The sequence below is a fragment of the Streptomyces sp. BK208 genome (assembly GCF_004364245.1).
Lineage (GTDB): Bacteria > Actinomycetota > Actinomycetes > Streptomycetales > Streptomycetaceae > Streptomyces.
This window is the reverse complement of the sequence record NZ_SOAV01000003.1, coordinates 537,574-563,779: the sequence shown is the minus strand read 5'-3', so window position 1 is coordinate 563,779 and position 26,206 is coordinate 537,574. Positions and strand designations below refer to the sequence as shown.

At 71.9% G+C, this 26,206-nt stretch carries 19 protein-coding genes and 2 pseudogenes; 10 read left to right on the top strand and 11 right to left on the bottom strand.

The features are described from left to right. Positions 1 to 224: 224 nt before the first annotated feature. From EV562_RS10790 to EV562_RS10765, 5 genes are read right to left on the bottom strand one after another with little or no spacing between them, the layout of a single operon-like run. Positions 225 to 674 (bottom strand): hypothetical protein, encoded by a 450-nt coding sequence (locus EV562_RS10790; protein WP_133886493.1) that lies wholly within the window; start codon positions 672 to 674, stop codon positions 225 to 227. A 10-nt stretch (positions 675 to 684) separates the two neighbouring features. Further along, positions 685 to 1,752, bottom strand: a complete 1,068-nt coding sequence (locus tag EV562_RS35525; protein ID WP_243860025.1) for a hypothetical protein — start codon at positions 1,750 to 1,752, stop codon at positions 685 to 687. Beyond that, on the bottom strand, positions 1,749 to 3,737 hold the full coding sequence (locus EV562_RS10775) for a hypothetical protein (protein ID WP_133886492.1): 1,989 nt from the start codon (positions 3,735 to 3,737) through the stop codon (positions 1,749 to 1,751). Before EV562_RS10775 ends, EV562_RS35525 begins: the two co-directional genes overlap by 4 nt. Next, positions 3,734 to 4,486 (bottom strand): toll/interleukin-1 receptor domain-containing protein, encoded by a 753-nt coding sequence (locus EV562_RS10770; RefSeq protein WP_133886491.1) that lies wholly within the window; start codon positions 4,484 to 4,486, stop codon positions 3,734 to 3,736. Before EV562_RS10770 ends, EV562_RS10775 begins: the two co-directional genes overlap by 4 nt. After that, positions 4,483 to 5,793, bottom strand: coding sequence for a helix-turn-helix transcriptional regulator (locus EV562_RS10765; protein ID WP_133886490.1), 1,311 nt, complete (start codon positions 5,791 to 5,793; stop codon positions 4,483 to 4,485). The genes EV562_RS10770 and EV562_RS10765 overlap by 4 nt, the downstream gene beginning before the upstream one ends. Positions 5,794 to 6,594: 801 nt before the next feature. On the opposite strand from EV562_RS10765, the pseudogene EV562_RS35520 reads away from it, so the two are divergent. Beyond that, positions 6,595 to 6,777: pseudogene (locus EV562_RS35520) on the top strand (short-chain dehydrogenase); the annotation flags it as partial. A gap of 48 nt (positions 6,778 to 6,825) precedes the next feature. Here the strand turns inward: EV562_RS35520 and EV562_RS10755 are convergent. Next, positions 6,826 to 7,677 carry a helix-turn-helix transcriptional regulator gene (locus tag EV562_RS10755; protein WP_133886489.1) on the bottom strand — a complete coding sequence of 284 codons (852 nt, stop codon included), beginning with the start codon at positions 7,675 to 7,677 and terminating at the stop codon, positions 6,826 to 6,828. A 139-nt stretch (positions 7,678 to 7,816) separates the two neighbouring features. On the opposite strand from EV562_RS10755, the pseudogene EV562_RS10750 reads away from it, so the two are divergent. The 7 genes and pseudogenes from EV562_RS10750 to EV562_RS10720 all read left to right on the top strand — a co-directional run. Next, positions 7,817 to 8,083: pseudogene (locus EV562_RS10750) on the top strand (Atu4866 domain-containing protein); the annotation flags it as partial. Positions 8,084 to 8,201: 118 nt separating this feature from the next. After that, positions 8,202 to 9,638, top strand: coding sequence for an MFS transporter (locus EV562_RS10745; RefSeq protein WP_133886488.1), 1,437 nt, complete (start codon positions 8,202 to 8,204; stop codon positions 9,636 to 9,638). Between the two features lie 82 nt (positions 9,639 to 9,720). Next, positions 9,721 to 10,515, top strand: a complete 795-nt coding sequence (locus EV562_RS10740; RefSeq protein WP_133886487.1) for an SDR family oxidoreductase — start codon at positions 9,721 to 9,723, stop codon at positions 10,513 to 10,515. Positions 10,516 to 10,998: 483 nt separating this feature from the next. After that, positions 10,999 to 11,817, top strand: coding sequence for a helix-turn-helix domain-containing protein (locus EV562_RS35995; RefSeq protein WP_347877069.1), 819 nt, complete (start codon positions 10,999 to 11,001; stop codon positions 11,815 to 11,817). A gap of 242 nt (positions 11,818 to 12,059) precedes the next feature. Continuing rightward, positions 12,060 to 13,064 carry an asparagine synthetase A gene (locus EV562_RS10730; protein ID WP_133886486.1) on the top strand — a complete coding sequence of 335 codons (1,005 nt, stop codon included), beginning with the start codon at positions 12,060 to 12,062 and terminating at the stop codon, positions 13,062 to 13,064. Positions 13,065 to 13,080: 16 nt separating this feature from the next. Then, positions 13,081 to 14,007, top strand: coding sequence for a response regulator transcription factor (locus EV562_RS10725; RefSeq protein WP_133886485.1), 927 nt, complete (start codon positions 13,081 to 13,083; stop codon positions 14,005 to 14,007). Between the two features lie 12 nt (positions 14,008 to 14,019). Further along, on the top strand, positions 14,020 to 15,276 hold the full coding sequence (locus EV562_RS10720) for an ATP-grasp domain-containing protein (protein WP_133886484.1): 1,257 nt from the start codon (positions 14,020 to 14,022) through the stop codon (positions 15,274 to 15,276). A 132-nt stretch (positions 15,277 to 15,408) separates the two neighbouring features. On the opposite strand, the gene EV562_RS10715 is transcribed toward EV562_RS10720, so the two are convergent. The 4 genes from EV562_RS10715 to EV562_RS10700 form a co-directional block, all read right to left on the bottom strand. Further along, entirely contained in the window at positions 15,409 to 18,513 is a 3,105-nt protein-coding gene (locus tag EV562_RS10715) for a non-ribosomal peptide synthetase (RefSeq protein WP_133886483.1), read from the bottom strand. Between the two features lie 74 nt (positions 18,514 to 18,587). Continuing rightward, positions 18,588 to 20,393, bottom strand: coding sequence for a non-ribosomal peptide synthetase (locus EV562_RS10710; protein ID WP_166661706.1), 1,806 nt, complete (start codon positions 20,391 to 20,393; stop codon positions 18,588 to 18,590). Then, on the bottom strand, positions 20,390 to 20,614 hold the full coding sequence (locus tag EV562_RS10705; RefSeq protein ID WP_133886481.1) for an MbtH family protein: 225 nt from the start codon (positions 20,612 to 20,614) through the stop codon (positions 20,390 to 20,392). The genes EV562_RS10710 and EV562_RS10705 overlap by 4 nt, the downstream gene beginning before the upstream one ends. Continuing rightward, positions 20,592 to 21,872 carry a glutamate synthase-related protein gene (locus EV562_RS10700; RefSeq protein ID WP_133886480.1) on the bottom strand — a complete coding sequence of 427 codons (1,281 nt, stop codon included), beginning with the start codon at positions 21,870 to 21,872 and terminating at the stop codon, positions 20,592 to 20,594. Before EV562_RS10700 ends, EV562_RS10705 begins: the two co-directional genes overlap by 23 nt. A 238-nt stretch (positions 21,873 to 22,110) precedes the next feature. Between EV562_RS10700 and EV562_RS10695 the strand changes: the two genes are divergently transcribed. Then, positions 22,111 to 23,277, top strand: a complete 1,167-nt coding sequence (locus tag EV562_RS10695; protein WP_133886479.1) for a pyruvate carboxyltransferase — start codon at positions 22,111 to 22,113, stop codon at positions 23,275 to 23,277. Positions 23,278 to 23,508: 231 nt separating this feature from the next. On the opposite strand, the gene EV562_RS10690 is transcribed toward EV562_RS10695, so the two are convergent. Beyond that, positions 23,509 to 24,504, bottom strand: a complete 996-nt coding sequence (locus EV562_RS10690) for a TauD/TfdA family dioxygenase (RefSeq protein ID WP_133886478.1) — start codon at positions 24,502 to 24,504, stop codon at positions 23,509 to 23,511. 238 nt (positions 24,505 to 24,742) lie between these two features. Between EV562_RS10690 and leuC the strand changes: the two genes are divergently transcribed. Further along, the gene (leuC, locus tag EV562_RS10685) at positions 24,743 to 26,140 is read left to right on the top strand and encodes a 3-isopropylmalate dehydratase large subunit (protein WP_243860023.1); all 1,398 of its coding nucleotides are present in this window, start codon (positions 24,743 to 24,745) and stop codon (positions 26,138 to 26,140) included. Positions 26,141 to 26,206: the final 66 nt, after the last annotated feature.

Sequence of the window (26,206 nt, the reverse complement as noted above, 5' to 3'; positions counted from 1 at the left end):
GCACACCTCCTGCCGGTCCCCGCCCCGTCGCTCGAGGTGATGTCGACGATGACGACGACCTCGCCGGATGGATTCCGGGGCGCCGTGGCCATCAGGCACCGCGTGGCTAAGCGGCTGCCTGGGGACGGTCGATTCACGCTGCCCACGACACCCGTCTCAGCCGAGCCGGGGCAGGACCGGGTTGACCGGGTACAGGAGCGCGCGGTGCCTTCCCTGCGCTGGCGCTACTGAAAATCCTCGCGATGCACGTGATCCACGTGGAAGGTCAGCCCGGCGACGGTGCCCGACTGGACGACGGGACCGTGCTGGACTCCTCCGCTGATGCGATTGTCCACCGTGCGCCAGGCGCCTGCCGCGGACGCCGAGAGCTGCAATAACGAGGTCAGCAGAGCACGCAGGGCTTCGTCGCTGCCGTCGTCGGCTTCCGCCAGGCGGCGCAGACGGTCACCGTATTGTCGGCTGATCTCGCGGGCGGTCCGTTCGCGTTCCGTGACGTCGGTGGCGAGGAGCCGGGTCCTCGCGTCCTGCAGGTCGTCGAACGTGTCGGGGTCCGCGCCCGTGCGGGTCATGTACCGCCCGACGAGTTCCCGGGCGTGTGTCCAGGAGTCGGTGACCATGAGGGAGACCAATGTGGTGGCGCCCGACGCCGCGAGTACGGCCAGTTCGCTGTTCAAGTGTCTTCTCCTAGGCGAGGGAGGAGCCGGAGGCGGGCGTCTCGTCGTCGTCCGGAGCGAGGGACGCCGGCGGATCGAAGTGGTGCTGGATCTCCTCGGCGGTCTCGTGGCGGTCTTGCTCCTTGATGAGGCCGGCGATCTGTGCCGCGAGCATCGGGCGGCGTACATCACCGTCGGAGAAGCCGATGCTGTCGAGGAAGTCGGAGAGATGCATCGTGGCCGTCTCCCGTCCCTGCGGTGCTGAGGGAGGCTCCGCCTGGGAAAAGTCCGACGTCGTCGGCTCGCCGGCCTGCTGAGGGATCAGATTCTGAAGCCGTTCGGGAATGTCGGTGTCATTGGCCGCCGAGGTGAGCTGAGCGAGCAGGGCCAGGTCGTTCACCGTACGTTCCACGTGCTCGTCGTTCCTGGCGAGCCACCAGACCACGGCGCTGCCGGTGTCCTTGAGGACGTCCTCGCCCAAGTACCGACGCTTGCTCTGCTCGTACTTGCGCTGGTGCGCCCAGACCTCCTCGTCCTTGCGAACGTCGGCGAGCTTGTCGAGGCGCTCCTGGTCCTGCTGCGCCAGGACGAGCTGGACGCCCTCCGCCATCGCCTGGAGGTGCCCGGTGGACTCGGGCGCCATCCGGCTGAGGGCGCCGGACAGTTCCTGCTCGACGAGTGAGGCCCGGACCGGTTCTCGTTGCTCGGTGATGGAGCGGGCCCGCTTCAGGACCGCGTCGACGGCGAGGCCCGCCGGGTTGAGAACGGGGGCACTCGCGGGAGCGTCGACGAGGTACCAGCGCACCGTCGCGGAGAAGACGAAGTCGTAGTCGGGCCACTTGCTGGGCAGCACCACCTGGCTGACGCGGTGTTCCGTGCGTTCTACAGGGGCGGCCGTGAGCTGTTCCTCGAAAGCCACCGGTACCGTGCCGCGGCGCATCGCGGCGATCCGGAAGACGGCTGCGGGGACGACGAGCAGCAGCACTGCCAGCAGTGGCCAGGCCCATGCGGGCCACCGCTGCGTCAGACCGACGATGCTCAGCAGGAGACCGCTCAGAACGGTGAGGAAGATGGTTGTGGTTCTCCGTGCGGTGGTCATGCTTGAGCCCTCCTGGGTGTGGTCGTCGGCGGTGTGGCCGGAGTGATGCCTTGAGCTGCGCTGATCTTGTGGAGCAGCAAACCGGTGGTCTCCGCGGCCCGCGCCGCATCCCCCGGACCGGTGCGCTCGGCGTCGCGGGCGCACGCGTACAGCAGAGCGAAGACCTCGCCTCGATTCTTCGTGCACCGCTGTGCCGCGCTGACGAGGAGGTCGAGCAGGAGTCCGCCGTGCGGTCCGGTGCCGGCTGCCGCCCAGTGGAGCCAGCGTCGCGCTTCGGCCTGCCACTGCGGAGGTGGCAGCTCGGTCAGTACCGCGTGCCAGCAGGTTGTCAGGGAGCGCTGTGCGCTCTGCTCGTCGACCAGGGCATGCGAGGTGCCGGGGCGTAGCGTCAACAGTGCGGGGTCGCTGGCCTGGAGGAAGATCCCGAGATGCGCGGGCGAGAAGTCGGAACGGGCGAGACGGTCGAGCAGCACGCGGTGCAGCCTGCGGCTGCGCGCCACCAGATCGCACAGCGCCTGCCGGGCACGCGTCGTGCCGCGCTCACGCCGGGCCAGGTGGTAGAGCCTGACCAGGGCTTGATCGGGATGACTGGTCGCGAGGACGTCGGCACAGACACGGACCAGCACCTGCGCGAGCTCCCCCTTGAGGCGCCGGTTGGCGCACCACTGGTAGATCTGCTCGCGGAAGTCCCTGGCGTGTACCGGGTCGGCCAGCCCGCTAGTGAGCGCATGGACGGCCGCTTCCAGGCGAGGCCGACTCGTCGCACCGGTGCTCCAGCGTTCGACGAGGGCCACCAGCCCGTCCGCACGTCCGGTCCGCAGGTATTCACCGGCCACTCGTTCCACCAGGCAGTCGCGTACGACGGTGACGACGTGCGGGTCGTTCAGCTCAACCACACTCGCGGCCCAGGTGCCGAGGTGGGGGCGGAGGTCGGGCATGTGGTCCCAGAAATGGGCACGAACAGCGGAGTCGAAGTCCAGCCTCTCGAACCGGACCTGTCCGTTGGGGGCGGCAGTGGCCGAGATGTCGAGGAGTCGCTCGGCGAGGTCCCGGTGCTGCAGCGGCGAGTCGCCCTGCGACGGAGGCCCGAGGGCACTCAGCAGTTGCTCGGCCGCGCGGTGAACGACATCAGCATGAGCCCCGTGCAGCATGGACACGGCGATCAGCAGGGCTCGTTGCGGCGCCTCCCTCAGCTTGGTGACGAGCGCGGCGGCTTCCCGGCGGCCGTCGTTCCGCGCCCGCCCGGCCGCCTCGCACCACTGATTGAACCCGTCCCCGGGCTGCCCGGCCTCGCGTGCCCGGCGCACAAGGTCGGCGAATTCCGCGATCTCCCGCATCGGCCTGTTCGCCGTCAGGAACCCGGCGACGGTGCCGTCCGACTGGAGATATTCCTCAGGCGGCACACCGTGCAGGCGCAGATGCCGCCGGAGAACGCCGATACCGGGCGGCCGTTCGAGCACCACGCGGCAGTACTGCAAGTCCGGGTCGAGAACGCCGCGGTGCGGCATGACCACGACCAGATGAGCCCGCCGCTCGTGCACGGCCTTGCGCAGCGCCGGAAGATCCGCCTGGGCCGCGGCCCAGCGGCGGTCGTCCGCGGCGGACAGGTCCAGCAGCAACTGATCACCGGTCCCGACCAGAGCGGGGTCCTGGAGGGAGAGCTCGCCCTCCTCACCGGGCAGGAGTTCGTGGAAGACACCACTGTCCCGGTGGTGTTCGTGCAGCAGTACGCGGGCCGCAGCCGACCGGCCGCTGCCCGGGACACCATCCAGGATGACGGTGCCGGAGTCGGCGAGCACGGCACGCGCCTCGCCCATACCCGGCGGGGCGACCAGTACGTAGTTCAGTCGGCGGAGTTGGTCCTCGGCGACCCGGCGGAAAGCCGGTTTGTCCGAGTCCTGCAGCTGCGTGCCGATGTAGACGTCACCAGGGCCCGTGACCGTGACGCCCGAGTCCCGGACCCAGGTGCCGGTGTGCTGGTTCACCTGTCCTTGTCCTCGTGTCCGTCCCGTTCGCCGAACCGGTGCTGGATGGCGCCGTGGTGGTCACCCTCGAAGTTCGTCATCCCGTCACCCGAGTAGTGACGGTCGCCCGAGACATGGCGTGAATGCGAGTAGATGTTGCCGTTCCCAGTATGGACGGGACCGGCGGCGCCCTTGACGACCGTGCCGACGTCACCGGCGAAGTCGCGGCTCTGTACCGCTGTACCGTTCACGGTCCCGATGGAATTGCTCACGCCGCCCGGCGCGGGCGCCCCCGCCTCGGCCCCGGACCGGTCGTCGAGGCCGGGAATCAGGTCGGCCATCAGATCGCCGATGCGCGCGACACACACGTCGGTGTCACCGGAGTCGAACGCGATGGACTGAAGATCGGCGAGCCGTCGCAACGCGGGCGGAAGATCGGCTCTGCTCAGCCGGCTGGTCTTGCGTCCGTCCAGAACGGGGACCACCGGGACCTCACACGTGAAAGCCTCCTCGATCTCCTTGCGCACCCAGTCCTCGGGATCCTCCAGCCGGGCACGAAAGTTCGTCCAGCCCGGTCCGATGACGGCCAGGAGGACGGAGCTGCGCCGTACCGCGGTCAGTAGCCGTTCGGGCCAGCTTTCCCCGGGGACGATGGACTGTGACGCATGGAACGCGTGTCCCGGGCCGAAGCGGTGCGAGAGCCCTTGACGGAGCAGGGCCGCGGTCTTCTCCCCGTCCCCGGTGCGGTAGTTGATGAAGATCTCGCTCATGACGATGACTCCTTAAAAGGGGTTTCCGGGCGTGACAAGGTGCCGAGCCGCGGCGTCAGCCGGCGTACCGGTGGATGGTCCGGGTAGCGGCCCAACACCCGGACGAGCCGACGGAGATCGGTCGTGACAGTCGCAGAGCGCACCGCCGCCACGCCGTCGAGCAGGGGCTCCGTCAGCGCGCACGCGTGGTCGATCTCGCCGGCGGAGGCATAGGCGAGTGCGCGGCGTACGCCGTACCGGACCTGCGTACGCACCGCGTCGGGGCCGACCAGGGTGAGCTGCCGGTCCAGTTCCTCGCCCGCCTCGCGCGGTCGCCCGAGATCGACGAGGCACCAGCCGGTGACCATGCCGACCGAATCGGGAAGATGCATGGAGCCGATCACCGGACCGTCGGCACCGTCGTTCCGGCGGGCGAGCAGAGTACGAGCCCGGTCCAGGGCACCGAGACAGGCGCTGACATCACCGGCGAGGGCATGGCCCTGCGCTTCGCGCTGTGCGGCGAGACCGCGGATACGTGACGGCAGCACGCCGCTCTGCGCCCGGTGGGCCAGCGCGATGGTCTGCTCGGCGTCCTCCCGGTACAGCGTGACCAACGCCCTGCGGACCAGCGCATAACCGGCCAGTGCCTGGTCACCTCCGGCGGCGGCCAGGTCGACCGCACGCTGCGTCCACCACAGCGCCGCCCGCTCGTCCCCGGTCTCCTGCACCAGCCAGCCCACGTACTCGGCGTACCGGGAACCGAGCGCCAGCAGGCGGCGCCTGGTGCCGCTGTCGCTCTGCGCCGACAGCTCCCGCAGCGTGTGTGTCTGCGTGATCAGAACGGGCAGGAGCAGGCCGGGTTCCACGGCCTGACCGAGTCTGCGGTAGTGCGTGAAGAGTGAGCGCGATGCTTCCAGCATGCCTGCGCCGGCGGCCGGTGAAGCCGGACCCGATCCGTCCGACCTCCAGGTCATCAGCGAGGCGATACCGGCATTCATCACCCCACGCCGTCCCACGGGCCCGAACGAACTCGGGCCGTCCGGTGACAACTGCATCATCCAGTTCTCCTCCTCGACCCGGCCTGGCGCCGACACGGCAGGTGAATCGACAGTGATAGGGATGCTCAGGGCGATCAGCGCGCCGTCGGCGCCGAGTGCGGCGTCGCACAGCCGCGCGAGATCACGGCTGGGTGCCTTGATGCCCCGCTCGACCTTGCTGAGCTGTGCCTTGCTGTAGTGCACGAGACCGGACAGGTCCGTAAGGCTCAGTCCGGCCTCCAGACGTCGCTTCCTCAGTTCCTCGCCGAACGGTGCGGACGGATGTGGCACGGGAACCTCCCAGACCCGGTCGTCCGGGCTGAGGCGGTACTGCACGGAAGAGTGCGGCACCAACTCCCGGGCGGACAAGGCGATCGAAGCTGTTTCCCGTTTCCTTCTCCGACGGCGGGGCGCGGCAAGCCTCGTCAACAACCTTCGATCACACTGCCCCTTTGACGGCGGGCCTCTCGTACGCGCTGGGCGCGCCGACGTGACTCCACCGGCGTGAGACTCCGTACCGGTGGAGGCGTTGCGTACTACGGGGAGTCGTGACGCGCCAGAGTTCCGGTGCCGACCCGACGTAGGGCTGTGACGCTCATTTGACGCTCCAGGCGCGCGGCGGCTCTCATCCGGGGCCCAAAAACAGCTCTGACCTGCTGCTTCCCTGCCTGTGGCCACGCCGACATCTTCCCGATGACGCATCATGTGGAGTGCGTGGCGATCTTGGAGCCGGTGGCCAAGGGCTCCTGACCCGCGGTTGTGGCCCGGGTGGATGACTCGACCGTTTTCCATCCATTCACCACGTGAAGCATGGCGCACGCCCCACCGCCTTTATGACCTGCGGCTTCGCCTGACGGGATGCAGGTGCGCCTGGCTCAGGCGGGCTGGTCGGGGCAACGAGTTGACGCTCGTTCGACGTGATCCTGACGAGGCGTCATGGCCGCTGGCGTTGAACAGGCATCCGGGCCACATGCGGGCGCACCCACGTTGACGGCGCCGTGAAGGCCGCGGAGCAGGTGGACCGCTTGGACGTGCTGGTCGACGACGCCGTATCCCACCGTCACTCGCCCTGCCGATCGACACCGGAGTCGGGCCGAGGAGGGCTCCAGGGACGACGCGCTCGCCCCCGGCCTGGGGGCCACTCATCTCAACCCCCGGGCCGCCGCTGCCGGGGGCGATCCGGACGAGGCCGCCCAGGGCGCCCTCCGGACGGCCTTGCCGCCGGACGACGGCCCCGCCGGTGGCTTCTTCTCCTGGGGCGGAACGCCCGTGCCGAGGGTGCCGGCCCTCGTTCTCAGGAAGACGCGGGGCGGGCTGCGGCACTCACTGCGTGGCAGAGCCGGACGGGGCTCGCTTCTCGCCGGCGTGCAGGGTGCCGAGCAAGGTCAGGGCGTGGGCGGAGGGGCTGGCCGGTTCGGCGTGGTAGATGACGAGTTGCTGGCCCGGCGCATCGCGGACGTCGAAGGACTGGTAGGTGAGGGAGAGCGGTCCGACGTCCGGGTGGAGGAGTTGCTTGGCGTCCTGGGTTTTGCCACGCACGGTGTGCTGGGCCCACAGCCGCCGGAATGCGGCACTGTGCTCGGTCAGTGTGTCCACGAGGTGGCGCAGACGGGGGTGCTCGGGGTCGAAGCCGCTTGCCTGGCGCAGGTTGGCGACGGCGGCCTGGGCCGCACGGTCCCAGTCTCGGTAGAACTGCCGTCCCGCCGGGTCGAGGAAGGTCATGCGGGCCAGATTGTCCGCAGGAGTGAAGGGAGCGTAGAGCGCGTCCGTCAGGGCGTTGGCGGCCAGGAGGTCGAGGGTGCGGCTCATGACGAACGCCGGGGTGTGCGCGTAGCCGTCCATCAGCTGACGCAGCGCGGGACTGACCCGCTCGGTGGCGTGGAGGAGGTCGTGGCCGCCCGGTGACACTCCGGCCAGGCGGTGCAGGTGGTCGCGGGTGTCCGTGTCGAGCAGGAGGGCGCGGCTGAGCGCGTCCAGCACCTGCGGTGAGGGATGGCGCTCACGTCCCTGCTCCAGCCGGGTGTAGTAGTCGGCGTTGACGCCGGCCAGGACGGCGACCTCCTCGCGGCGCAGTCCGGCGACCCTGCGCACACCGTGGCTCGCCATGCTGACGTCCTGTGGCCTCAGGCTGGCGCGGCGCGCGCGCAGAAACTCTCCGAGGTGGTTGTCGTCCATGGCCTCCAGGCTAGGCGCTGGCCGCTCCCGCTGCCTGGGTGTGCCGCACCCAGGCAGCGAGCACCCTGGTACCCACGCGCTGACCTGCGCAGACTCGGTCGGGCACGGCACCGGTGCCCCACCGAGGAAGGGAATCTCGATGACAGACGATGCGCGGAGCGAGCGCGGTCCCGTGAACGCCGACGTGGTCGGCATGTGGGTGACCGCGGACGGTCACATCCGGCAGGAGCTGTTGCCGGACGGTCGCTACGACGAGGCCCGGGGAGACCGGCGCAGCGCGTACACCGGCCGGTACACGGTGACCGGTAACCACCTCGACTACGTCGACGACACCGGTTTCACCGCCACGGGAGACATCCGGGACGGCGTGCTCCACCACGAGCACCTCGTGCTCTACCGCGAGGACCGGGCGCGGAAGCCCCCACGAGCCGGCGCGGCAACGTCGTTTCCCGCGCCCGCGCACACGGAGGCCGGCGTGGTGCGGGCCCCGTTCCGCACAACCGCCGCCGGAGGAAGGCAGAGCCATGAAACAGACTGACGGAATCGTCACCGTCAACGGCGAGACCGGGGCCGTCGCGAAGGTCCGGCCGACACCCGGTACGGCGGCCCTGCTGGTGCTGTGCGCGGCTCATTTCATGGACGCGATCGATCTGTCCGACGTGGGCGTGGCCCTGCCCGCGATCCAGCGTGACCTCCACATGGTGTCGGGCTCCCTGCAGTGGGTCGTGTCCGCCTATGCCCTTGGTTACGGCGGGTTTCTTCTCCTCGGCGGCCGGGTCGCCGATCTGTTCGGTCGACGTCGCGCCTTCTTGACCGCGGTCGCCGTCTTCGGCGTGGTGAGTGTGCTGGGTGCGCTCGCTCCGACCGGCGGCCTGCTGATCGCGGCGCGGCTGGTGAAGGGGATCGCCGCGGGCTTCCTGGCCCCGGCGGCCCTTTCCCTGATCACCACCAACTGGCCGGAGGGCCCTCGGCGAGGCCGTGCTCTGGGGTGGTACGCCACCGCCGGGGCCTGCGGCTTCATCGGAGGGCTCGTTCTCGGCGGGGTACTGACCGAAGTGTCGTGGCGGCTCGTCTTCGCGCTTCCGGTGCCCATCGCCGTGGCGGCGCTGCTCGCAGGGCCGCGCCTGCTCCCGGCGGACCGCAGGGGCGGGGTCCGTGAGAAACTCGACGTTCCCGGTGCGCTGACGGCCACCGGAGCTCTGGTGCTCCTGGTCTACGCCCTCACGCAGGCTCCGGCGCACGGCTGGCTGTCCACCCGCACTCTCGTCCTCCTCGCCGTCGCGGCCTGCTCGCTCGCTCTGTTCCTCCGCGTCGAGTCCCGCGCACGCAAGCCGTTGGTCCCGTTGTCCTTCCTCACCCGGCGTGCGACCGCGCGCACCAACCTGACGATCTTCGCGATGTGGGGCGCCTACACGTCGTTCGCGTTCCTCGCCACGCTCTATCTGCAGAACGTGCTGGGCTGGACGCCGTTGCAGACGGCCGGTGCCTTCGTCCCGCTCGGCCTCGCCAACGGTGCGCTGGCGCCGTTCGCGGGCCGGCTCGCCGTGCGGTTCGGCGTGCACAGGACGATCGCCGTCGGGATGCTGCTTCTCGCGCTGTCCTACGCGCTGTTCTTCCGGATCGGCCCCGGCAGCCCGTTTCTCACGGTGATCCTGCCCGTCATGGTCGTCAACGGGATCGGTACCGCCGCGACGTTCCCCGCGCTGAACATGAGTGCGGTGGCCGGGGTGCCCGATCGGGACCAGGGGCTGGCGGGAGCCTTGCTCAACACCTTCATGCAGATCGGCGGTGCTGTCGTCCTCGCCCTCGTCACCGCGGTCGTCGAAGCCGGACGGCAGGCGGACCGCTCCGACCCTCTGGCGGGCTACACCCCTGGCACTGCCGTCGTCGTCGCCGCCGTACTCGCCGGTCTGTGCGCCGCCCTGCTCATCCGGCACCCGGCCGACAGCCGGAACCACTGACGCCGTGGCCCTCCGCCCCACCACGAAGCCATCCGTCGCCGGGCACCGCCACCCGAGCCCCACCCCCACAGGGAGTACCCGAATGACCTCCACACCCCTGTCCGCCGAAGCCGTCGAAGCCGTCGAAGCCGTCGAAGCTGCCGAGTTCGCCGGAAAGACCGCTCTCGTCACCGGCGCCGCACGCGGCATCGGCAAGGAGACCGTGGCTCTCCTCCATGCCCGCGGCGCACACGTCGTCGCCCTCGACACGCGTACCGAACTGGTCGCGCTGGCAGAGGAGTTCCCCGGGACCGTGACGGTGAGCGGCGATGTCACCGCGGAAGAGACCGCCACCCGCGCGGTCGGGGCCGCCGTCGACGCCTTCGGCGGACTGGACATCCTGGTCAACAACGCCGGACGCACCCTGAACAAGCCCGTCACGCACACCACGGCACAGGACTGGGACAGCGTGATGAACGTCAACGCCCGTGGTGCCTTCTTCTTCGCCCGCGAAGCCTTCCGGGCCATGGAGGAGCGCGGGGGCGGCGCCATCGTCAGTACCGGCTCCTACGCGTCTGCCGTCGGCCTGCCCGAAGGAGTCGCCTACAGCGCGTCGAAGGGTGCGCTCGCCCAGGTGACGAAGGTGCTGGCCCTGGAGGGCGGCCCGCTGGGCATCCGCGCGAACCTCGTCGCCGCCGGCGTCGTCGAGACCGACTTCCTCGACACCTTCCGCTCCGACAGCCGTGCCTATCTCGCGTCCTTCGGGAACGTCCACCCCCTGGGCAGGGTGGCGCAGCCGCGGGAGATCGCGGAAGTCCTGTGCTTCCTGGTGTCCCCGCGATCGTCCTTCGTCACGGGCGCCGTACTCGCCGCGGACGGCGGCTTCACCGCGGCCTGATCCACCGCCCGCCGCTCGCCGGCCGGCATGAGGGCCTGCCGGTCATCAAGGCGGTGTTCTCCGATTCGAGGTGCGCCGGTGTCGTATGCGCATCCTGTTGGGCCGCGACCTGGACGGCCGGGCGGCGTACGCGAACGCGTCGAGGCGGCTGACGGGGTGCTGCTCGGCACTCGCAACCCCATGCATGACCAACGAGCAGTCGTAATCGGCCATTTGGCAGATTTTACATTGGTGAGCGGGCGCCGTTCGGTGCCTGTCACCGGTGCCGTGCCGCTGGGTCGCCCATCCCGCAGCTCAGACAGGGTGCGACGGTCCGGGCCCGGTCGGGCGCGTGGTCCGGGCGGGCCGTTCGGGCGCCTCTTTGCCCGTTCGGTCAGCCGGAGTGGCTCCGTGGCCGGGAGCGGTGTCCCACCAGTGCATACGGGGCGGGGACGTCGGCCGCCGGAAGGTTGTCGCGAAGCGTAGGCGTGTGACGGTCATGACGTGGAGGCCCGGCAGGACCCTTCCTATGGTGGGGAGGAAGTCGCCGGACGCACCCAGCGCGGCGGCACCGGAGGCCGCGTACCGGATCCGGGGAAGTACGGTCCACGAGATGTCGGATGTCGGAGTCACCTCATGGAAAACCTTCAGTTCGCCGAAATGCTGATGCGCACCAGACTGCGTTCAGGCATCACCCAGCAGCAGTTGGCCGACCTCTCCACCATCAGTTCGCGCGCGATAAGAAACCTGGAGAAGGGTCATGTGCGCCATCCGCGCAAAGAGACCGTCAAGTTGCTGGCCGACGCTCTGCGCATCGACGGGTCCACTCGGTACCGGTTGCTGAAACTCGCCGTGGAAGGGGAACGCGAAGGCCCGCACGGAAGTCCGGACGGCGTCCGTCCGCGGGACTTCACACGGCCCGCCGGCCCGGGGGAGCCCTTTCACGACGCTCACGGATTCCCCGAACAGGGACCACGGTTGTCCGGTTCCTCGCACGGCCAGGGATCGATCCCGCTCGCCTCTCCCGCCACCGCCCCCGCCAAGGGAACGCGCCCCGATGCCGGCCCGGGAGCCCTCGACGGGACGGCCCGGACGGCCGCTGCCGGAACCGGCACGGACGGGGACGACCGGGACGCGGAAGCCGCCGGTGCACCGGATGTGCGGCGCCCCGCGCCCACTTGCGCGTACGAGTACAGGGCCGTGCCGCTCCCCGAGGGGCCCGGCCCCGGTGCCACCGGCGCTCTCATGGAGGTGGCCCGCGACGGCTGGCGGTTGGCCGCCGTCGACCGCGGCACCGCATACCTGGAACGTCGCACCCGCTGAGTTCACGGACGCGCCCGCCGATACGCCGGCGCCCGGCCGTGACGCTCCCGCGCGCCCTGCGCAGACCCCTCTCCCGAGCGGTGTGTCCGCAGGGCGCTTCCACCTGCCCGCGAGCCGGTCGTCCGGCCAGCGGAATTCCGGTTGTATTCCGCCGGAAAATTCCGGACCGGTCACTTCCCTCCCCTAGCGTGGATCAGGCGAAGTTCTTCCCTGATCCTTTAGAGAACGAGGGAGCACGAAGAATGTCAGCACCCGCAGTCGTCGTTGGCGCGCACCTCCCACCCGGGCCACGAGCACACCTCGGCTCCGACAGCACCCGTCGGATTCTCCGCCTGCAGAACCTGTTTCTGCGACACGCCCGGGAATTCCTGTACGAAGCCGGATTCGTGGAACTCCTCCCTCCCGTCATCGGCCCGGTCACCGACCCCGGAATTCGCGGCGCCAAACAGGTCGACGTCGACTTCTACGGCCACCGCTACAAACTCATGACGAGCGCCTTCGTCTACAAGCAGGCGGCCCTGCTCGCCTACGACAAGATCTTCTACGTCGCTCCGAACGTACGGATGGAGCCGCTGGAGACCTGCTCCACCCAGCGCCATCTCGCGGAGTTCCATCAGCTGGACATCGAGATGGCGCACACCAGCCGCGAACAGGTGATGGACCTGGCCGAGGAGCTGATCGCCACCGCTACCCGAGCGGTCGTCGCCGAGTGCGAACCGGCGCTGCGCGACCTGGGGCGCGACGTGGACGCGCTGCGGGCGATGCTCGCGGCCCCATTCGAACGGCTCGCTCACACGGACGCCGTCACCCGCCTCGTCGACGGCGGTCATGCCCAGAGCGCGGCGGCCGAGATCGACTGGGAGGGCGAGCGCATCCTCTCCGAGGGCAGCGTCCGCCCCGTGTTCCTGACCGACTACCCCAAGGGCTCGCGCGTCTTCCTGGAGCGAGAGGACAGTCAACGGCCGGGCGTGCTGCGGACGTTCGACCTTCTCATGCCGGAGGGCTACGGCGAGGTCATCAGCGGCGGCGAACGCGAGTCGGACTACCGGCGTCTGATCACCCGGATGCGTGAGACGGGGGAGAACCCCGCCAAGTACGGCTGGTACCTGGACGAGGTGAAGAAGGGCATACCGCCGAGCGCGGGCTTCGGGCTCGGTGTCCAGCGCTTCACCCGCTACCTGGTGGGTGCCGACTACGTGTGGCAGACCACCGCCTTCCCGAAGCTTCCCGGCGTCGTCTCGCCCTGACCGCGGAGGTGCCGCGATGACCCGTATCACGAGCCACCCCCAGCGCGAGACCGGCGCGAGCGCGTGGGGCGGGGTGCTCCCCGCCGCCGCGCTCCTCGACCACCCTCCCCGCCTCCCCTCACGCCCGGCCGGACCGGTCGTGAAAGGGGCTGGCCCCGTGGGGCCGGCCGCAGCGGCCACCACGGGAGGACCCGCCACCGCCGGATCCGCCACCGCCGGGCTCGCCACGGCGCCCGCACCTGCGCAGGTGTTCGCGCCGGCCGCCCCGCCGTCCGCCGAACCGCCCCGTGTCCTCCTGGTCGACGGGGACCCGGTCTCCCGCCAGGTCTTCGGCGGCACCCTGCACGCGGACGACCAGGTCAGCCTGGTCGCCACCGGCGACAGCCGCCGCCCGGCCGCGGAGTGGCCGCTGCACCGGGCGGACCTGACGATCCTGGTCTCCGGACCGCTGGAGAACCACGTCCTCAAGGCCCAGGACGTCAACCGCCGCGGCGGCAGGACCCTCCTGGTGGGCGTCGACTGGTCCAAGCACCGGCTGGACGCCGCCCTGGCCTCGGGTACCTCGGGGTGCCTGAGCAAGGACTGGGCGCTGTCCCACCTGCCGCAGGCCGCTGCCGCCGCCGCGACCGGGCACATCGTGCTCTCGCCCGACCTCGTCGGACTCTGCGTGGCCATGCAGCCCGCGGACGCCGGGCGTGACCTCGCGGTCCGGCTGCGCTGCCTGACCCGACGGGAACGGGAGGTACTGACCCTGCTCGCGGAGGGGATGTCGACCGGCGAGGTGTCCGACTGCCTCGTCGTCTCCCCGGCCACCATCAAGAGCCACGTCTCCCACGCCCTGACCAAGCTGTGCGTGCGCAACCGACTCGAAGCGGTCCTGCTCATGCAGGCGGCTCTGGGCTGCGGTGTCCAGCACGGCGAACTGCGCCCCGGAGAGATCTGAAAGGGACCGATCATGCCCCCATACGTCCTGGTGGGATACAGCGCGGACCTGCTGCGCATCCTCGACGGCTTCCTGGCGCCGGACAGCGTCCTCGTCGTGGACGAACCGGAAGTCCTCGCCGTGCGAGGCGCCCGCGACCGCACCGGCGAGATCGCCTGCTTCGCCGACGTCCTGCCCGCCCCGGTGCAGACCGACGCGGACCGGCTGCCCGCCCTCGTCGCCCCGCCGCCCGGTGTACGTGCCGTGCTGCCGGGCAACGACTACGGCGTCGTGGCCGCAGCGGTCCTCGCCGACGCCTGGGGTCTGCCCGGCCCCGGCACCGAGGCCGCCCGGACCTTCCGCGACAAGCGCCGTCAGCGACGGCTCGCCGACGAGGCGGGCATCCCCCAGCCCGCCTGGAGAGAGGTGTCCGACGCGGCCGAAGCGGCGGAATTCGCCGCCGGGTGCCCCGACGGGTTCGTCCTCAAGCCCGCCACCCTCCAGTCCAGCGAAGGCGTCCTTGTACTCGAACCCGGCGCGGACGTGGCGGCGGCCTGGCGGCACACCACCGCGCGCAACGCCATCGGCGGGACCATGCGCCTGGACGGGGCGCCCTCCCCCTGCCTGGCCGAACGACGGCTCCTGGGCGAGGAGTTCAGCGTCGAGCTGCTGCTGCGCGACGGTGACGCGCTGTTCTGCAACGTGACCGCCAAGCGCCTGCTCGGCGGTGTCCACCCGGTGGAGATGGGACACGTCGTCCCGGCTCCGCCCGAGGGCGGCGTACGCGAATCGCTGAGCGCCAGCATGCTGGCCCTGGCCCGCGCGTCCGGATTCCGTACCGGCGTCATGCACGGCGAGTGGATCGTCGAGGACGGGATGCCGCACCTGGTGGAGTGTGCCGCGAGGCTGCCCGGCGACCAGATCCACCGGCTCATCGAACTCGCCTACGACTGGGACCTGTTGCGCAACTGGTTCCGTGTCGCGGCCGGGGAGGAGCCCGCTGCGGTGCCACGGCGGCCACAAGGCGCCGCCATCCGCTTCCTGGGTGTCCCGCCCGGCCGCGTCACGTCCGTCAGCGGGATCGACGAGGCCCGGTCCACGGCGGGCGTGCGCGACGTCGCCCTCGCCGTCGACGTGGGCTCGCACGTCGAACCGATCCGCAGTTCCTGGGAGCGCTCCGGATTCGTGATCGCCACCGGGCCGGACGGCCGGGGCGCCGAACGCACGGCCCGTACGGCGTCCGAGCGCATCGTCATCGCGACCGAGCAGGACGCGCTGGCCGGCACCTGATCCGGGCCACCCGCCCCGCACCGACCCCCACACGCGCCCCGCCGGGACCCATCCGGCGGGGCGCGTGCCCGTGCCGAGGCGGGGCGCACGGCGGGACCGCCGCGCGTCGGCGCGGCGGTCCCGCCGTCCGCTTCAGGCCCGGCCGGCCCCGTGCCCGTGCCGGCCCGGCGCCGCCGCCAGTTCGCCGGCCACGCCGGCCACGGACGGATGGCGCAGCAGCGTGCGCAGCCGCACCTCGTGGCCGAACTCCGCCTTGATCCGGCCCAGCAGGCGCAGCGCCAGGATCGAGTGGCCGCCCAGCCGGAAGAAGTCGTCGTCCACACCGACCCGTTCGACGCCCAGCACCTCGGCGAACAGCACGCACAGCCGCGCCCGCACGGGATCGTCCGGAGCCGGCGAGGACGCGGCCGCCGAGCCGTACCGCGGTGGGGGCAGAGCCCGGCGGTCCAGCTTCCCGTTGGGCGTGGTGGGGAACCGCTCCAGCGTCACGTACGCCACCGGCCGCAGGTGCTCGGGCAGCACGGCGGCCGCGTGCGCGCGCAGGTCCTCCGGCTCCGCAGGCGTACCGCCGTGCGGCACCACGTAGGCGACGAGCCGCTGGTCACCCGGCCCCTCGGTGCGCACCAGCACCCGGGCACCGGAGATCCCCGGGTGCCGGGCCAGCGCCGTCTCCACCTCCGAGGGCTCGATCCGGAAGCCGCGCAGCTTCACCTGGTCGTCGCGCCTGCCCAGGTACTCCACGGCCCCGTCGGCGCGCCACCGGGCCAGGTCCCCGGAGCGGTACATGCGCGAGCCGGGCGGCCCGTAGGGGTCGGCCACGAAGCGTTCGGCCGTCAGCCGGGCCTCGCCCAGGTAGCCGTGCGCCTCGCCCACGCCCCCGAGGTACACCTCGCCCACCATGCCGGGCGGCAGCACCCGCAGATGGTCGTCGAGGACGTAGAAGTGCTTGTTGGCGACCGGTCCGCCGAGGGGGACGGAGCCGTCGAGGCAGTCCTCCAGGGTCACCCGCCGGTAGACGGTGACCATCATGCACTCCAGTGGCGAGTAGGCGTTGACCAGGGTCAGCCCGGGGCGGCGGCGCAGCAGGCGCTCCAGGTGTCCGGGGGAGGCGGCCTCGCCGCCGGTCAGGACGAGCCGGACCGTGTCGAACGCCGAAGGGTGGGCGTCCACCAGGAAGTTCAGGAGGCTGGAGGAGAAATGGGCCACGGTGACGCGGTGTTCGCCCATGAGCCGCACGGCCACCTCCGGCTCGGGCGCCCCGCCCGGCTGCAGGACACACGTGGCGCCCGCGAACAGCGCGGACAGCAGCTCGAAGGCGAAGGCGTCCCAGGACATCGGCGAGCACTGGAGCACGACGTCCGACGGCGTCACCCGCGCGAACGCCTGTCCCAGCAGGCTGCCGACGAGCGCCCGGTGCGGCGCCGCCACACCCTTGGGCCGCCCCTGCGACCCCGAGGTGAACAGCACGCAGGCGAGATCCTCCCCGTCGACCGGCGTCCCCGGATCGGTCCGGGGCGCCCCTTCGAGACGCGGATCGTCGATCCGTACGAGACGCGGGCCGTCCCGCTCCGCCACCTCGTCCGGCAGCGGGCGGTCGCTCACCACGGTCCGGCAGCCGGTCGCCCGTACGCACTCGGCGGCCCGCGCGCCGGGGAAGTCCGGGTCCAGCAGCACGTAGGCGGCACCCGACTTGAGGGCCGCGAGGAGGGCCGTCACCAGGCGGGGGCCGCGCTCCAGGCGCACCCCCACCCAGTCGCCGCGGCCGATCCCGAGGCCGATCAGATGGTGGGCCAACCGGTTCGCCTGCTGGTCCAGTTCACCGTAGGAGACGCGCTCGCCCTCGAAGACGAGGGCGGTCGCGTCCGGTTCGCGGGTGGCCTGTTCGGCGAAGACCGTGTGCACGCACGGATGCCGGGGGAGCGCGAAGCGTGCGCCCCTGCCCGCGTCCAGCATTCGCTCGGCCTCCCGCGCGTCACACGGCTCGATGTCACCGGGGTGCGCGCGGGGATCTTCCGCGATCACGCCGAGCACCCGTGTCAGCTGAGCGGCCAGGACGCGCGCGACAGCCGCGGGAACGCGGCTCGTGTCGTGGTGCACCCGCACCGAGAGGCGCTCCCCGGGCGTCACCACCACCGTCACCGGGTAGTGCGCCGTCTCCTCGCAGCCGACCTCGCCGACCCGCAGTCCGCCCGGGTCACGGCTCCACTGCGGTACGTCGGGCACCGCCTCCACGGACACCGTCGTGTCGAGCAGCGGCCCGTCCACGCCCGCGGCCCTGGCCGCCTCGCCCAGGCCCACGTGGTCGTGCGCGGCCAGCGCCAGCCGTCGCGCCCGTATGTCGGCGAGCAGGTCGGCCAGGGTCGCCGAGGCGCCCGTCCGGACCCGCACGGGCACCGTGTTGACGAGCATGCCCACCATGTCCTCGACACCGTCCAGTTCGGCCGGGCGGCCGCTGAGGACGGAGCCGAACGTGATGTCGTCCCGGTCGGTGTGGCGCGCCAGCACCAGCGCCCACGCGGCCTGGACGGCCGTCGTGAGGGTGGCGTTCAAGCTCCGCATCCTCCCGCCGAGTTCGGCGGTCCGCGCGGGTGAGAGCTCCCGCACGACCGTCGCCCAGCGCGCGGCCGTGGCACCCGACTCCGGTGCGAGCAGCGTCGGCGGCGCGTCCGCCAGTTCCTCCCGCCAGGCCCGCTCGGCGGCCGCCCGGTCGCGCCCCGCGAGCCAGCCGAGGAATCCGCGGTACGGCACCGGTGGCGCCAGCTCCTCGTCGGCGTACCCGGCGAGGATCTCGCGCAGCAGCACGGAGGCGCTCCACCCGTCCAGCACGCAGTGGTGCGCGGTGACCGCCAGGCGGTACCGGTCGACGCCGTCGCGCACCAGGTCGAAACGGATCAGCGGGCCGCCCTCGACGCCGACGCCGCCGGTGCGCGCGGCGCGCAGCACGGCGTCACCGTCGTCCGGGCCGGCCACCGACCAGTGCGGCTCCACGTCCCGGGGGACGACCTGCACGGGCTGTCCGTTGGCCCGGTGGTGGATGCGGGCCCGCAGATTGGGGTGGCGCACCAGCGTCCGCCGTACCGCGTCGCGCAGCCGTGCCTCGTCCAGCGGGCCCTCCAGCGGGACGGTGTACTGCGCGACGTAGAGCCCGCGCGCTCCGTCCTCCGCCAGGGAGTGGAACAGGATGCCCTCCTGAAGAGGGGTGAGGGGGAGTATTTCGTCGATGGCCGGTGCTGACATCTGTCCTCCGCTCAGGGACGGATCGGGGGCCCGGCCCGGGGCCGCCCGCGCGGGGGACCCGGCCCGGGCGGCGGTCAGCCGCGCGAGAGCTGCGCGGCCAAGGAGGCGTACTCGCCGGGATCCAGGTCGGGCAGCAGCTCCGGCTCCGCGGCGGTGCCGGCCGCCGGTGCCGGGGTGCCCACCGAGGCGGCGACTTCGGCCAGCGTGGCCGATCCGACGACATCGGCCACGGTGAGCGCGAGGCCCCGCGCGCGGGCCCGGTTCACCAGCCGCATCGCCGCCATGCTGTCGCCGCCCAGGCCGACGAAGGAGTGCCCCGGCGTCGCGTCGCCCGCCGGGCGCCGCAGCACCTCGTCGGTCGCGCCGCACAGCCAGGCCGTCACCTCGTCGGCGGCCTCCGCGGTGGCGGCGGCCGGTGTGGCGGCCGCCGTGCCGGGGCGCGGCGGCTCCGGCAGCGCCGTCCGGTCGAGCTTGCCGTTGCCGGTCAGGGGCACCCGCTCCAGGACCGCCCACGCCGTGGGCACCAGCGCGTCCGGGAGCGAGTCCCGCAGGTGCGTGCCCAGCGCATGCGGCTCGGGGACGGGCACGCCCGGCGCGGGTACGACGAAGCAGGCCAGCCACCGGTCGCCGTCCTGCGGCCCGGCGAGGACGGCCGCCGCCTGGGTCACGGCCGGGTGGGTGCACAGCACCGCCTCGATCTCGCCGAGCTCGACGCGCCGGCCCCGGAACTTCACCTGCCCGTCCGTCCGGCCGATGAACTCCAGTGCACCGTCGGCCCGTCGGCGCGCGAGATCGCCGGTGCGGTAGAGGCGTGAGCCGGGCGGACCCAGCGGATTGGCCACGAAGCGCTCCGCCGTCTGACCCGGACGCGCCAGATACCCCTCGGCGAGTTGCGCGCCCGAGAGGTACAGCTCGCCCGTCACCCCGACCGGCACCGGGTCGAGCCGCTCGTCGAGCACGTGCGCACCGGTGTCCGCGACCGGGACGCCGATCGGCACGCTGTCCGGGTCCGCCCCGGGGCGGCAGAGCCACGCCGTGGCCGCCACCGTCACCTCGGTCGGCCCGTACAGGTTGTGCAACTCGGCGCCGAGCAGGGCCAGGCAGCGGTCGCGCAGCGACACGGGCAGCGCCTCGCCGATGCAGATGATCCGCCGCAGCCCCCGGCAGTGGACGGCGACGTCCGCGTCCAGGAACAGGCGCAGCATCGAGGGGACGAACTGGATCGTCGTCACGCCCCGGTGCGCGACGAGCGCGGCGAGGCCGTGCGGCTCGCGCTCCAGGCCCGGTGGCGCGACGACCAGGGCGGCGCCGCAGATCAGCGGCCAGAAGTACTCGTACGTGGACACGTCGAAGCTCACCGGTGTCTTCACCAGCACCCGGTCGTCGGCCGCCAGCGGAACGGCCGCCCGCATCCACCGCAGATGCCGGGCGATGGCCTCCTGGCGCACCACGACGCCCTTGGGGCGGCCGGTGGAACCGGAGGTGTAGATGAGGTAGGCGGGGTCGTCGGGGTGCGCGCGCACCACCTCGGCCCCCGGGTCCGTCCCCGCGGGGAGGGTGGTCAGGACCCGGTCCGGCGCCGCCTCCTCCAGGATCAGCGCGGCACGCTGCGCGGGGGTGTCCTTCTCCAGCGGCAGATACGCAGCGCCGGTGGTCAGTACGCCGAGCAGGGCGACCACCAGGTCGGGGGAGCGGTCCAGGCGGACCGCCACCACACTGCCCGGGCCGATGCCGTCCTGGCGCAGGGTCCCGGCCAGTTCACGGACCCGGCGCCACAGCTCCGCGTAGGTGAGGGTGACCTGGTCGGAGACGACGGCGGTGGCGTGCGGGGTGCGCTCCGCCTGAGCGGCGACGAGCGCGGGGAGCGTGAGGGCGGTCACCGTCCCGGCCCCGATCCGGTGGGGGCCGGCTCGCCCGGCCGGGGCGCCACCACGGTGAAGTGGCGGTCCACGTACTCCAGGCAGGCAGCCCGGTCCCGGCGTGTGAGCACCACCCGCCAGCCGTCCGGCACCCGGATGCCGTCGGGCCACAGCGAGTGCCGCCCCTGGTCGTTGACGAGCACCAGATAGGGGGCCGAGTCATCCTCGAACGGATTCGCCATGGGGCACCTCTTCCTTCTGTACGGTCGGCAGCGGGCCGACGTCGTCCCTGTTCACCGCGGTCGTGTCGTACTTGCCGAGGGCGCTGATCAGCATGCGCACCTCCAGGTCCAGGCAGGCCGCCAGCCTCAGCAGCCCCTCCTCGGGGTCCTCGTCGGCGGCGACCAGCGCCGCCCGCCCCAGGCCCACCGCCCGCGCCCCGAGCGCCAGGCACTTCACCGCCCGGGTCCCCTCCCAGATCCGGCCCCCCGCGAGCAGGCACCCCGGGCCGGCGCCGGCGGCCAGCAGGCAGTCGAAGAGCGGCAGCCCCACGTGGTCGAGGAAACCGCCCGGCGCCCAGCCCGTGCCCCCCTCGGCGCCGTCCACCGTGACGCTGTCCGCGCCGGCCGCCCAGGCCACCCGGGCGGCCGCGCCGACGTCCCGGCCCGGGTGGAGCTTCACCCACACCCGGGCCCGCGGGTAGTTGTTGCGCATGAGGTTGATCTGCTGGCGCAGGATCTCCGCCGTGTACGTACCGGGGCTGGAGGCCCGCAGTGTCCGGCCGTCGCCGGGGATCGGCAGCAGCGCGTACTGCTCCGCCACCGCCGCCGCGGCCTCGGTGTCCATCAGCGTCATCCCGCCCAGGCCCGGCTTCGCGCCCTGACCGGTCTTCAACTCGAAGGCCAGCCGTCCCGCCTCGAGGAACGGCTGGGCCGCCGGGTCGCTGTAGACCAGGTTCCACACCTCCGCGTCGGCGTCCTCGGTGCTCTGCTGCACCACGATCCCGCCGTGTCGGCCGTCGCCCTCCTGCCCGTACGCCTCGATCCGGGCCAGCAGCGCCCTGGCGGGCTGCGCCCCGAGGCGGCCGTAGCCGATGACCGGCACCACGTTCTCGCCGACGACCAGCGGGATGCCCAGCCGGGCCGCCTGCCGCCCGAGCGAGGTGCCCAGGTCGCCGCGGGCCGCGGCGGTCGACCCGAACGCCGAGACGTAGAAGGGGAGCCGGGAGGGAAATCCGCCGATCACGGTCTCCAGGGACACGTCCGACGGCATCGGCTCGCGCCCGAGGTCGATCAGTTTCTCCAGGCGCTGCTCCATGAACACCGGGGGGAGCAGCCGCAGCCGCTCCAGCGGATCGTCGTGCCCCGGCCCGGACCAGCCGCTGCCGTAGAGCGTCGCGCCATAGCCGTCAAGCGGCGGAAAAGCCGCCTCGACACCCGTGCGCGCGCGATGGCGCACGGCGGCCTCCGGAAATCCTGGCGCGCGCAGCATGCCGCTCATGCGGCCTCCCGTAATGGAATGTGAGATCCCGTAGCAAAGGGTGGACACCAACGTAGCCCGCGGCGCGGACCCACCCGGAACTTCCGGTCGGAAGTTTCCCCGAAACCGCTTGGACGGGACTCGGAGAGGAGGTCATCTCCGCCCCGGGTGGAGAGAGTTGGGCGTGACAATGATTGACCGTCTCTCGATGCGCGTGGCTCGATGAGGGTTATCTGGAAGGCCGCGAAAGGGGCTACCGATGGAAAAACGTCGAGTTTCCATTTTCGACACCACTCTGCGGGACGGCGAACAGGCGCCGCGCAATTCCATGAAACCGCAGGAAAAACTGGAACTCGCGCTGCGGATCGAGGCACTCGGGGTCGACGTCGTCGAGACCGGCTTCCCCGCCTCGTCACCCGCGGAGATGGAGGCCACCCGGCTGATCTCCCGCCACCTCACCCGCGCCCGGTTCACCACGTTCTGCCGCGCCGTGCGCTCCGACATCGACTGCGCGGTGTCCGCCGGCGGCACCCGCAACCACGAGGTGCAGATCCTCGCCACCTCCAGCGAGCTGCACCTCGACCGCAAGCGCCGCATCTCCCGCAAGGAGTCCATCGACGAGATCGTCGAGTGCGTCACCCACGCCCGCCGGATGGGCGTGCCCTACATCTCGCTCGCGCTGGAGGACGCCTCGCGCGGCTCGGACGAACTGCTGCGCGCCCAGATCGAGGCGGGCGTGGACGCCGGGGTCACCTGCGTCGTGGCAGCCGACACGTCCGGCTGCATGACCCCGGCCGAGTACGGCGGGCTCATGGGCAAGGTCCGCTCCTGGACCCCACCGCCCATCAGCGTGTTCACCCACTGCCACGAGGACTTCGGGCTCTCCACGGCCAACACCCTCGCGGGCCTCCAGGCAGGGGCCGACGGCGTGCAGACCACGGTCGGCGGCATCGGGGAGCGCGCGGGCAACGCCGCGCTGGAGGAACTCGTCGCGCTCCTGTCGTACAAGAGCGACTCGCTGGGCCTGTACACCGACATCGACACCGTGGCCATGTACGGCGTGTACGAGGCGCTCCGCGGGATCATCGGGCTGGACCAGCCGCGCAACAAGGCGATCTTCGGGACGTACGCCTTCGGCAGTGCCGCCGGTATCCACCAGGCGGGGATACTGCGGGACCCCGCCACGTACGAGTTCGTGGAACCCGACCGCTTCGGCCGGGAGCGCTCCCTGCTCATCGCCCGCCACTCCGGCCGCTCGGTGCTGCGCCACTTGCTGGAGAACATGCACGTGGACGTCGACGAAGACCGGATGGAGGCGCTCTACCGCCGGCACATCACCGAACGCGTCGGCGGCGACTGCGAGGACATCTCGGTTCTGCGGCGCAGGCTCGCCGACGAACTGCTCACCGTAGGGGCGGCGCACTGAGACGCCACGCCGCGCACGAGGGCGGTGGGAGCCGGACTTCACGGTCCGGCTCCCACCGCCCTCGTCGTGCCCGGAGCGGCCTTCGCGCGTCTTCGTGAGCTTCCGTTCGACCTGGTGCGTCTTCGTACCGGGCCGGGTCCGGCTGCCGCGTTCGGTGCGGGCACGTGCGTGGGCGGCCCGTCGTCGGCGACGAGCCGCCCGGGGGCCCCGCGCGCGGGGCGGGCCGGCGTGTCAGTCGTCTATGAGCCCCGGCACCCCGTCCTTCCAACGGCCACTGAACGAGTCGGCCCTCGCCTGGTCGCGGAACGCGTACGTCTTCAGCAGCCAGCGTGTGGCGGCCCGGTCCGCGTTCAGGATCTCGATGCGGTCCCGGCTGTGCAGCCCGTCCTGGTTGGCGAAGAGCAACAGGTCCCCGTCGCGCAGGCGATGACGCTGCTTCTCGGCGACGACCAGGGCGTTCTTCATGGCCAGCAGCGCGTCCTTGGCCTCGCCGGGGGCGTCGGGCAGCACGGTCGTCGTCGTCTCCAGGTAGCGGATCGAGTGGTCGCCCTCCAGGATCGGGTGCGCCCCCGAAGACCGCTGAGTGCTGTTGGTGGCCCGGGAGAAGACGTCGAACGAGGTCGTGAAGTACGGCTGCCGCAGGATCTCCTGGTCCTCGTCCGACAGACACCGCAGCAGGGCACGCCCGCTGACGAACGTCGTGTAGATGACCTCGTCCTGCGGGCAGCGCATGCCCAGCAGAGCGATGTGGTCGGCCCGCGCCCAGTGCGCGGTGCGGTCGTTGTGGAAGGGCAGCTCGCTGTCGCTGAACCCGGTCTGCATGCCGCTGTACTTGTTGATCGCGATGACGTCGGTGAAGAAGTCCCCGTTGTTCCTGCTGCCGTACGCCATGAGCGGCGTCCGGGTGAGCCGGGCGATCAGGGCGAGGAACGCCTCGCCGACGAAGGTCGTCTTCTTGCGGTACTTGTCGGCGACCGGGTCGTCGAGGTCGAGGTCGGGGATCTGCGGGTCGACGGGGCAGTTGCGCAGCACGTGGGCTTCGCTGAGGCCGTTCAGCCGGTCCTGCCGGACGCGCTCGCAGACTTCCACGAGGAACCGCGGGGCGTCGACCTCCGCCACATCCGCGACGAATTCCCGGTGGTCCCGGTACGGATTCCCTGGCACGGCGCCGAGCACGGCGGTCAGTTCGTCGCGCTGGTCCGGGGTGAGTACGTGAATCGGTTCCATTCCGCCATGCTGCGCCCGCGACCCGGGCGATGCATCGGTCGGGCGGCCGAGCGAACTCCACCCCGGGGCGAGCGAGTTCATCACGGCTGTCGATTCCCGGCTTCCGACCCCGGTGTTTCGATGGGCCGGCAGGCCGGACAACCGGGCGAGGGGTTACGAGACCCCGGATGAGACGATCACCAGGAATGCGGAGGTGCCCACCGTGTCACCCCAGGCAACGGCCCCAGACGGGTCATCCGTGACCACGGCCGCGGACGTGTCCCCCCGGACACTCGCGGCGAAGGTGTGGCGCGAGCACGTCGTGCGCCGGACCAAGGCCGGCAACGACCTGCTCTACATCGACCTCCACCTGCTGCACGAGGTGAACACACCCCAGGCCTTCACCGGGTTGCGCGACGCCGGCCGCACCGTACGCCGTCCGGACCTCACCCTGGGCACTGAGGACCACAGCACCCCCACGCGCTCCGTCGACCACGTCGACCCGGACGCGGCACGGCGGCTCCAGCGGCGGACCATGGCCCGCAACTGCGCGGAGTTCCGTATCCCGATGCACCGGCTCGGCAGTGCCTCGCAGGGCATCGTGCACGTCATCGGACCCGAACTCGGCCTGGTGCGGCCCGGGACGACGGTCGTCTGCTGCGACTCGCACACCACGACCCTGGGGGCGTTCGGCGCGCTGGCGCTCGGTATCGGCACCAGCCAGGTCGAGCACGTGCTGGCCACCCAGACCCTCGCCCTGGCCCGCCCGAAGGACATGGCCGTCACGGTGACCGGCACCCTGCCCGCGGGCAGCACGGCCAAGGACCTGGCCCTCGCGGTGATCCACCGGGTCGGCTCGGCCGGCGCGCAGGGCCACGTGGTGGAGTTCCGCGGCGAGGCCGTGCGGGCGCTGTCCATGGAAGGCCGTATGACGCTGTGCAACATGGCCGTCGAGATGGGCGCACGGGCCGGGATCGTGGCACCGGACGAGGTCACCCGGGACTACCTGCTCCGGGCCGCCCCCCGCGACGCCGGGCGCTTCGACGGCCTCGCGCCGGTCGGGGACGACGACGCGGTCTTCGACCGGGAGGTCACCCTCGACGGCGCGGCCGTACTGCCCCGCGTCTCGTGGGGCACCAACCCGGCCCAGAGCGTGCCGTTGGACGGCCGGGTGCCCGACCCGGCCGAGCTGGGCGACGCGGCCGAGGCGTCCGCCGCCCGCCGCGCCCTGGACTACATGGCCCTGGCCCCCGGCACCGCCGTACGCGACATCGCCGTCGACACCGTCTTCGTCGGCTCCTGCACCAACAGCCGGATCGAGGACCTGCGGGCCGCCGCCGCCGTGCTGCGGGGCCGCCGGGTCCGGGTGGACACCGTGGTGGTGCCCGGCTCGGCCCGGGTGCGCGCCGAGGCGGTCGCGGAGGGCCTGGACGAGATCTTCGCCCGGGCCGGGGCCGACTTCCGGGCCGCGCCGGGCTGTTCCATGTGCGTCGGCCTGGGCGAGGACCGGCTCGCCCCCGGGACCCGCTGCGCCTCCACCACCAACCGCAACTTCGAGGGCCGCCAGGGCACCGGATCGCGCACCCACCTCGTCTCGCCCGCCGTCGCCGCGGCCACCGCCGTGCGCGGCCGGATCGCGAGCCCCGACGACCTGTGACGGACGAGCGGCGCCTGCCTGGGGCGTGACCTCACGGTGGCGCCGGTCGGCACACCGGTCGCCGCA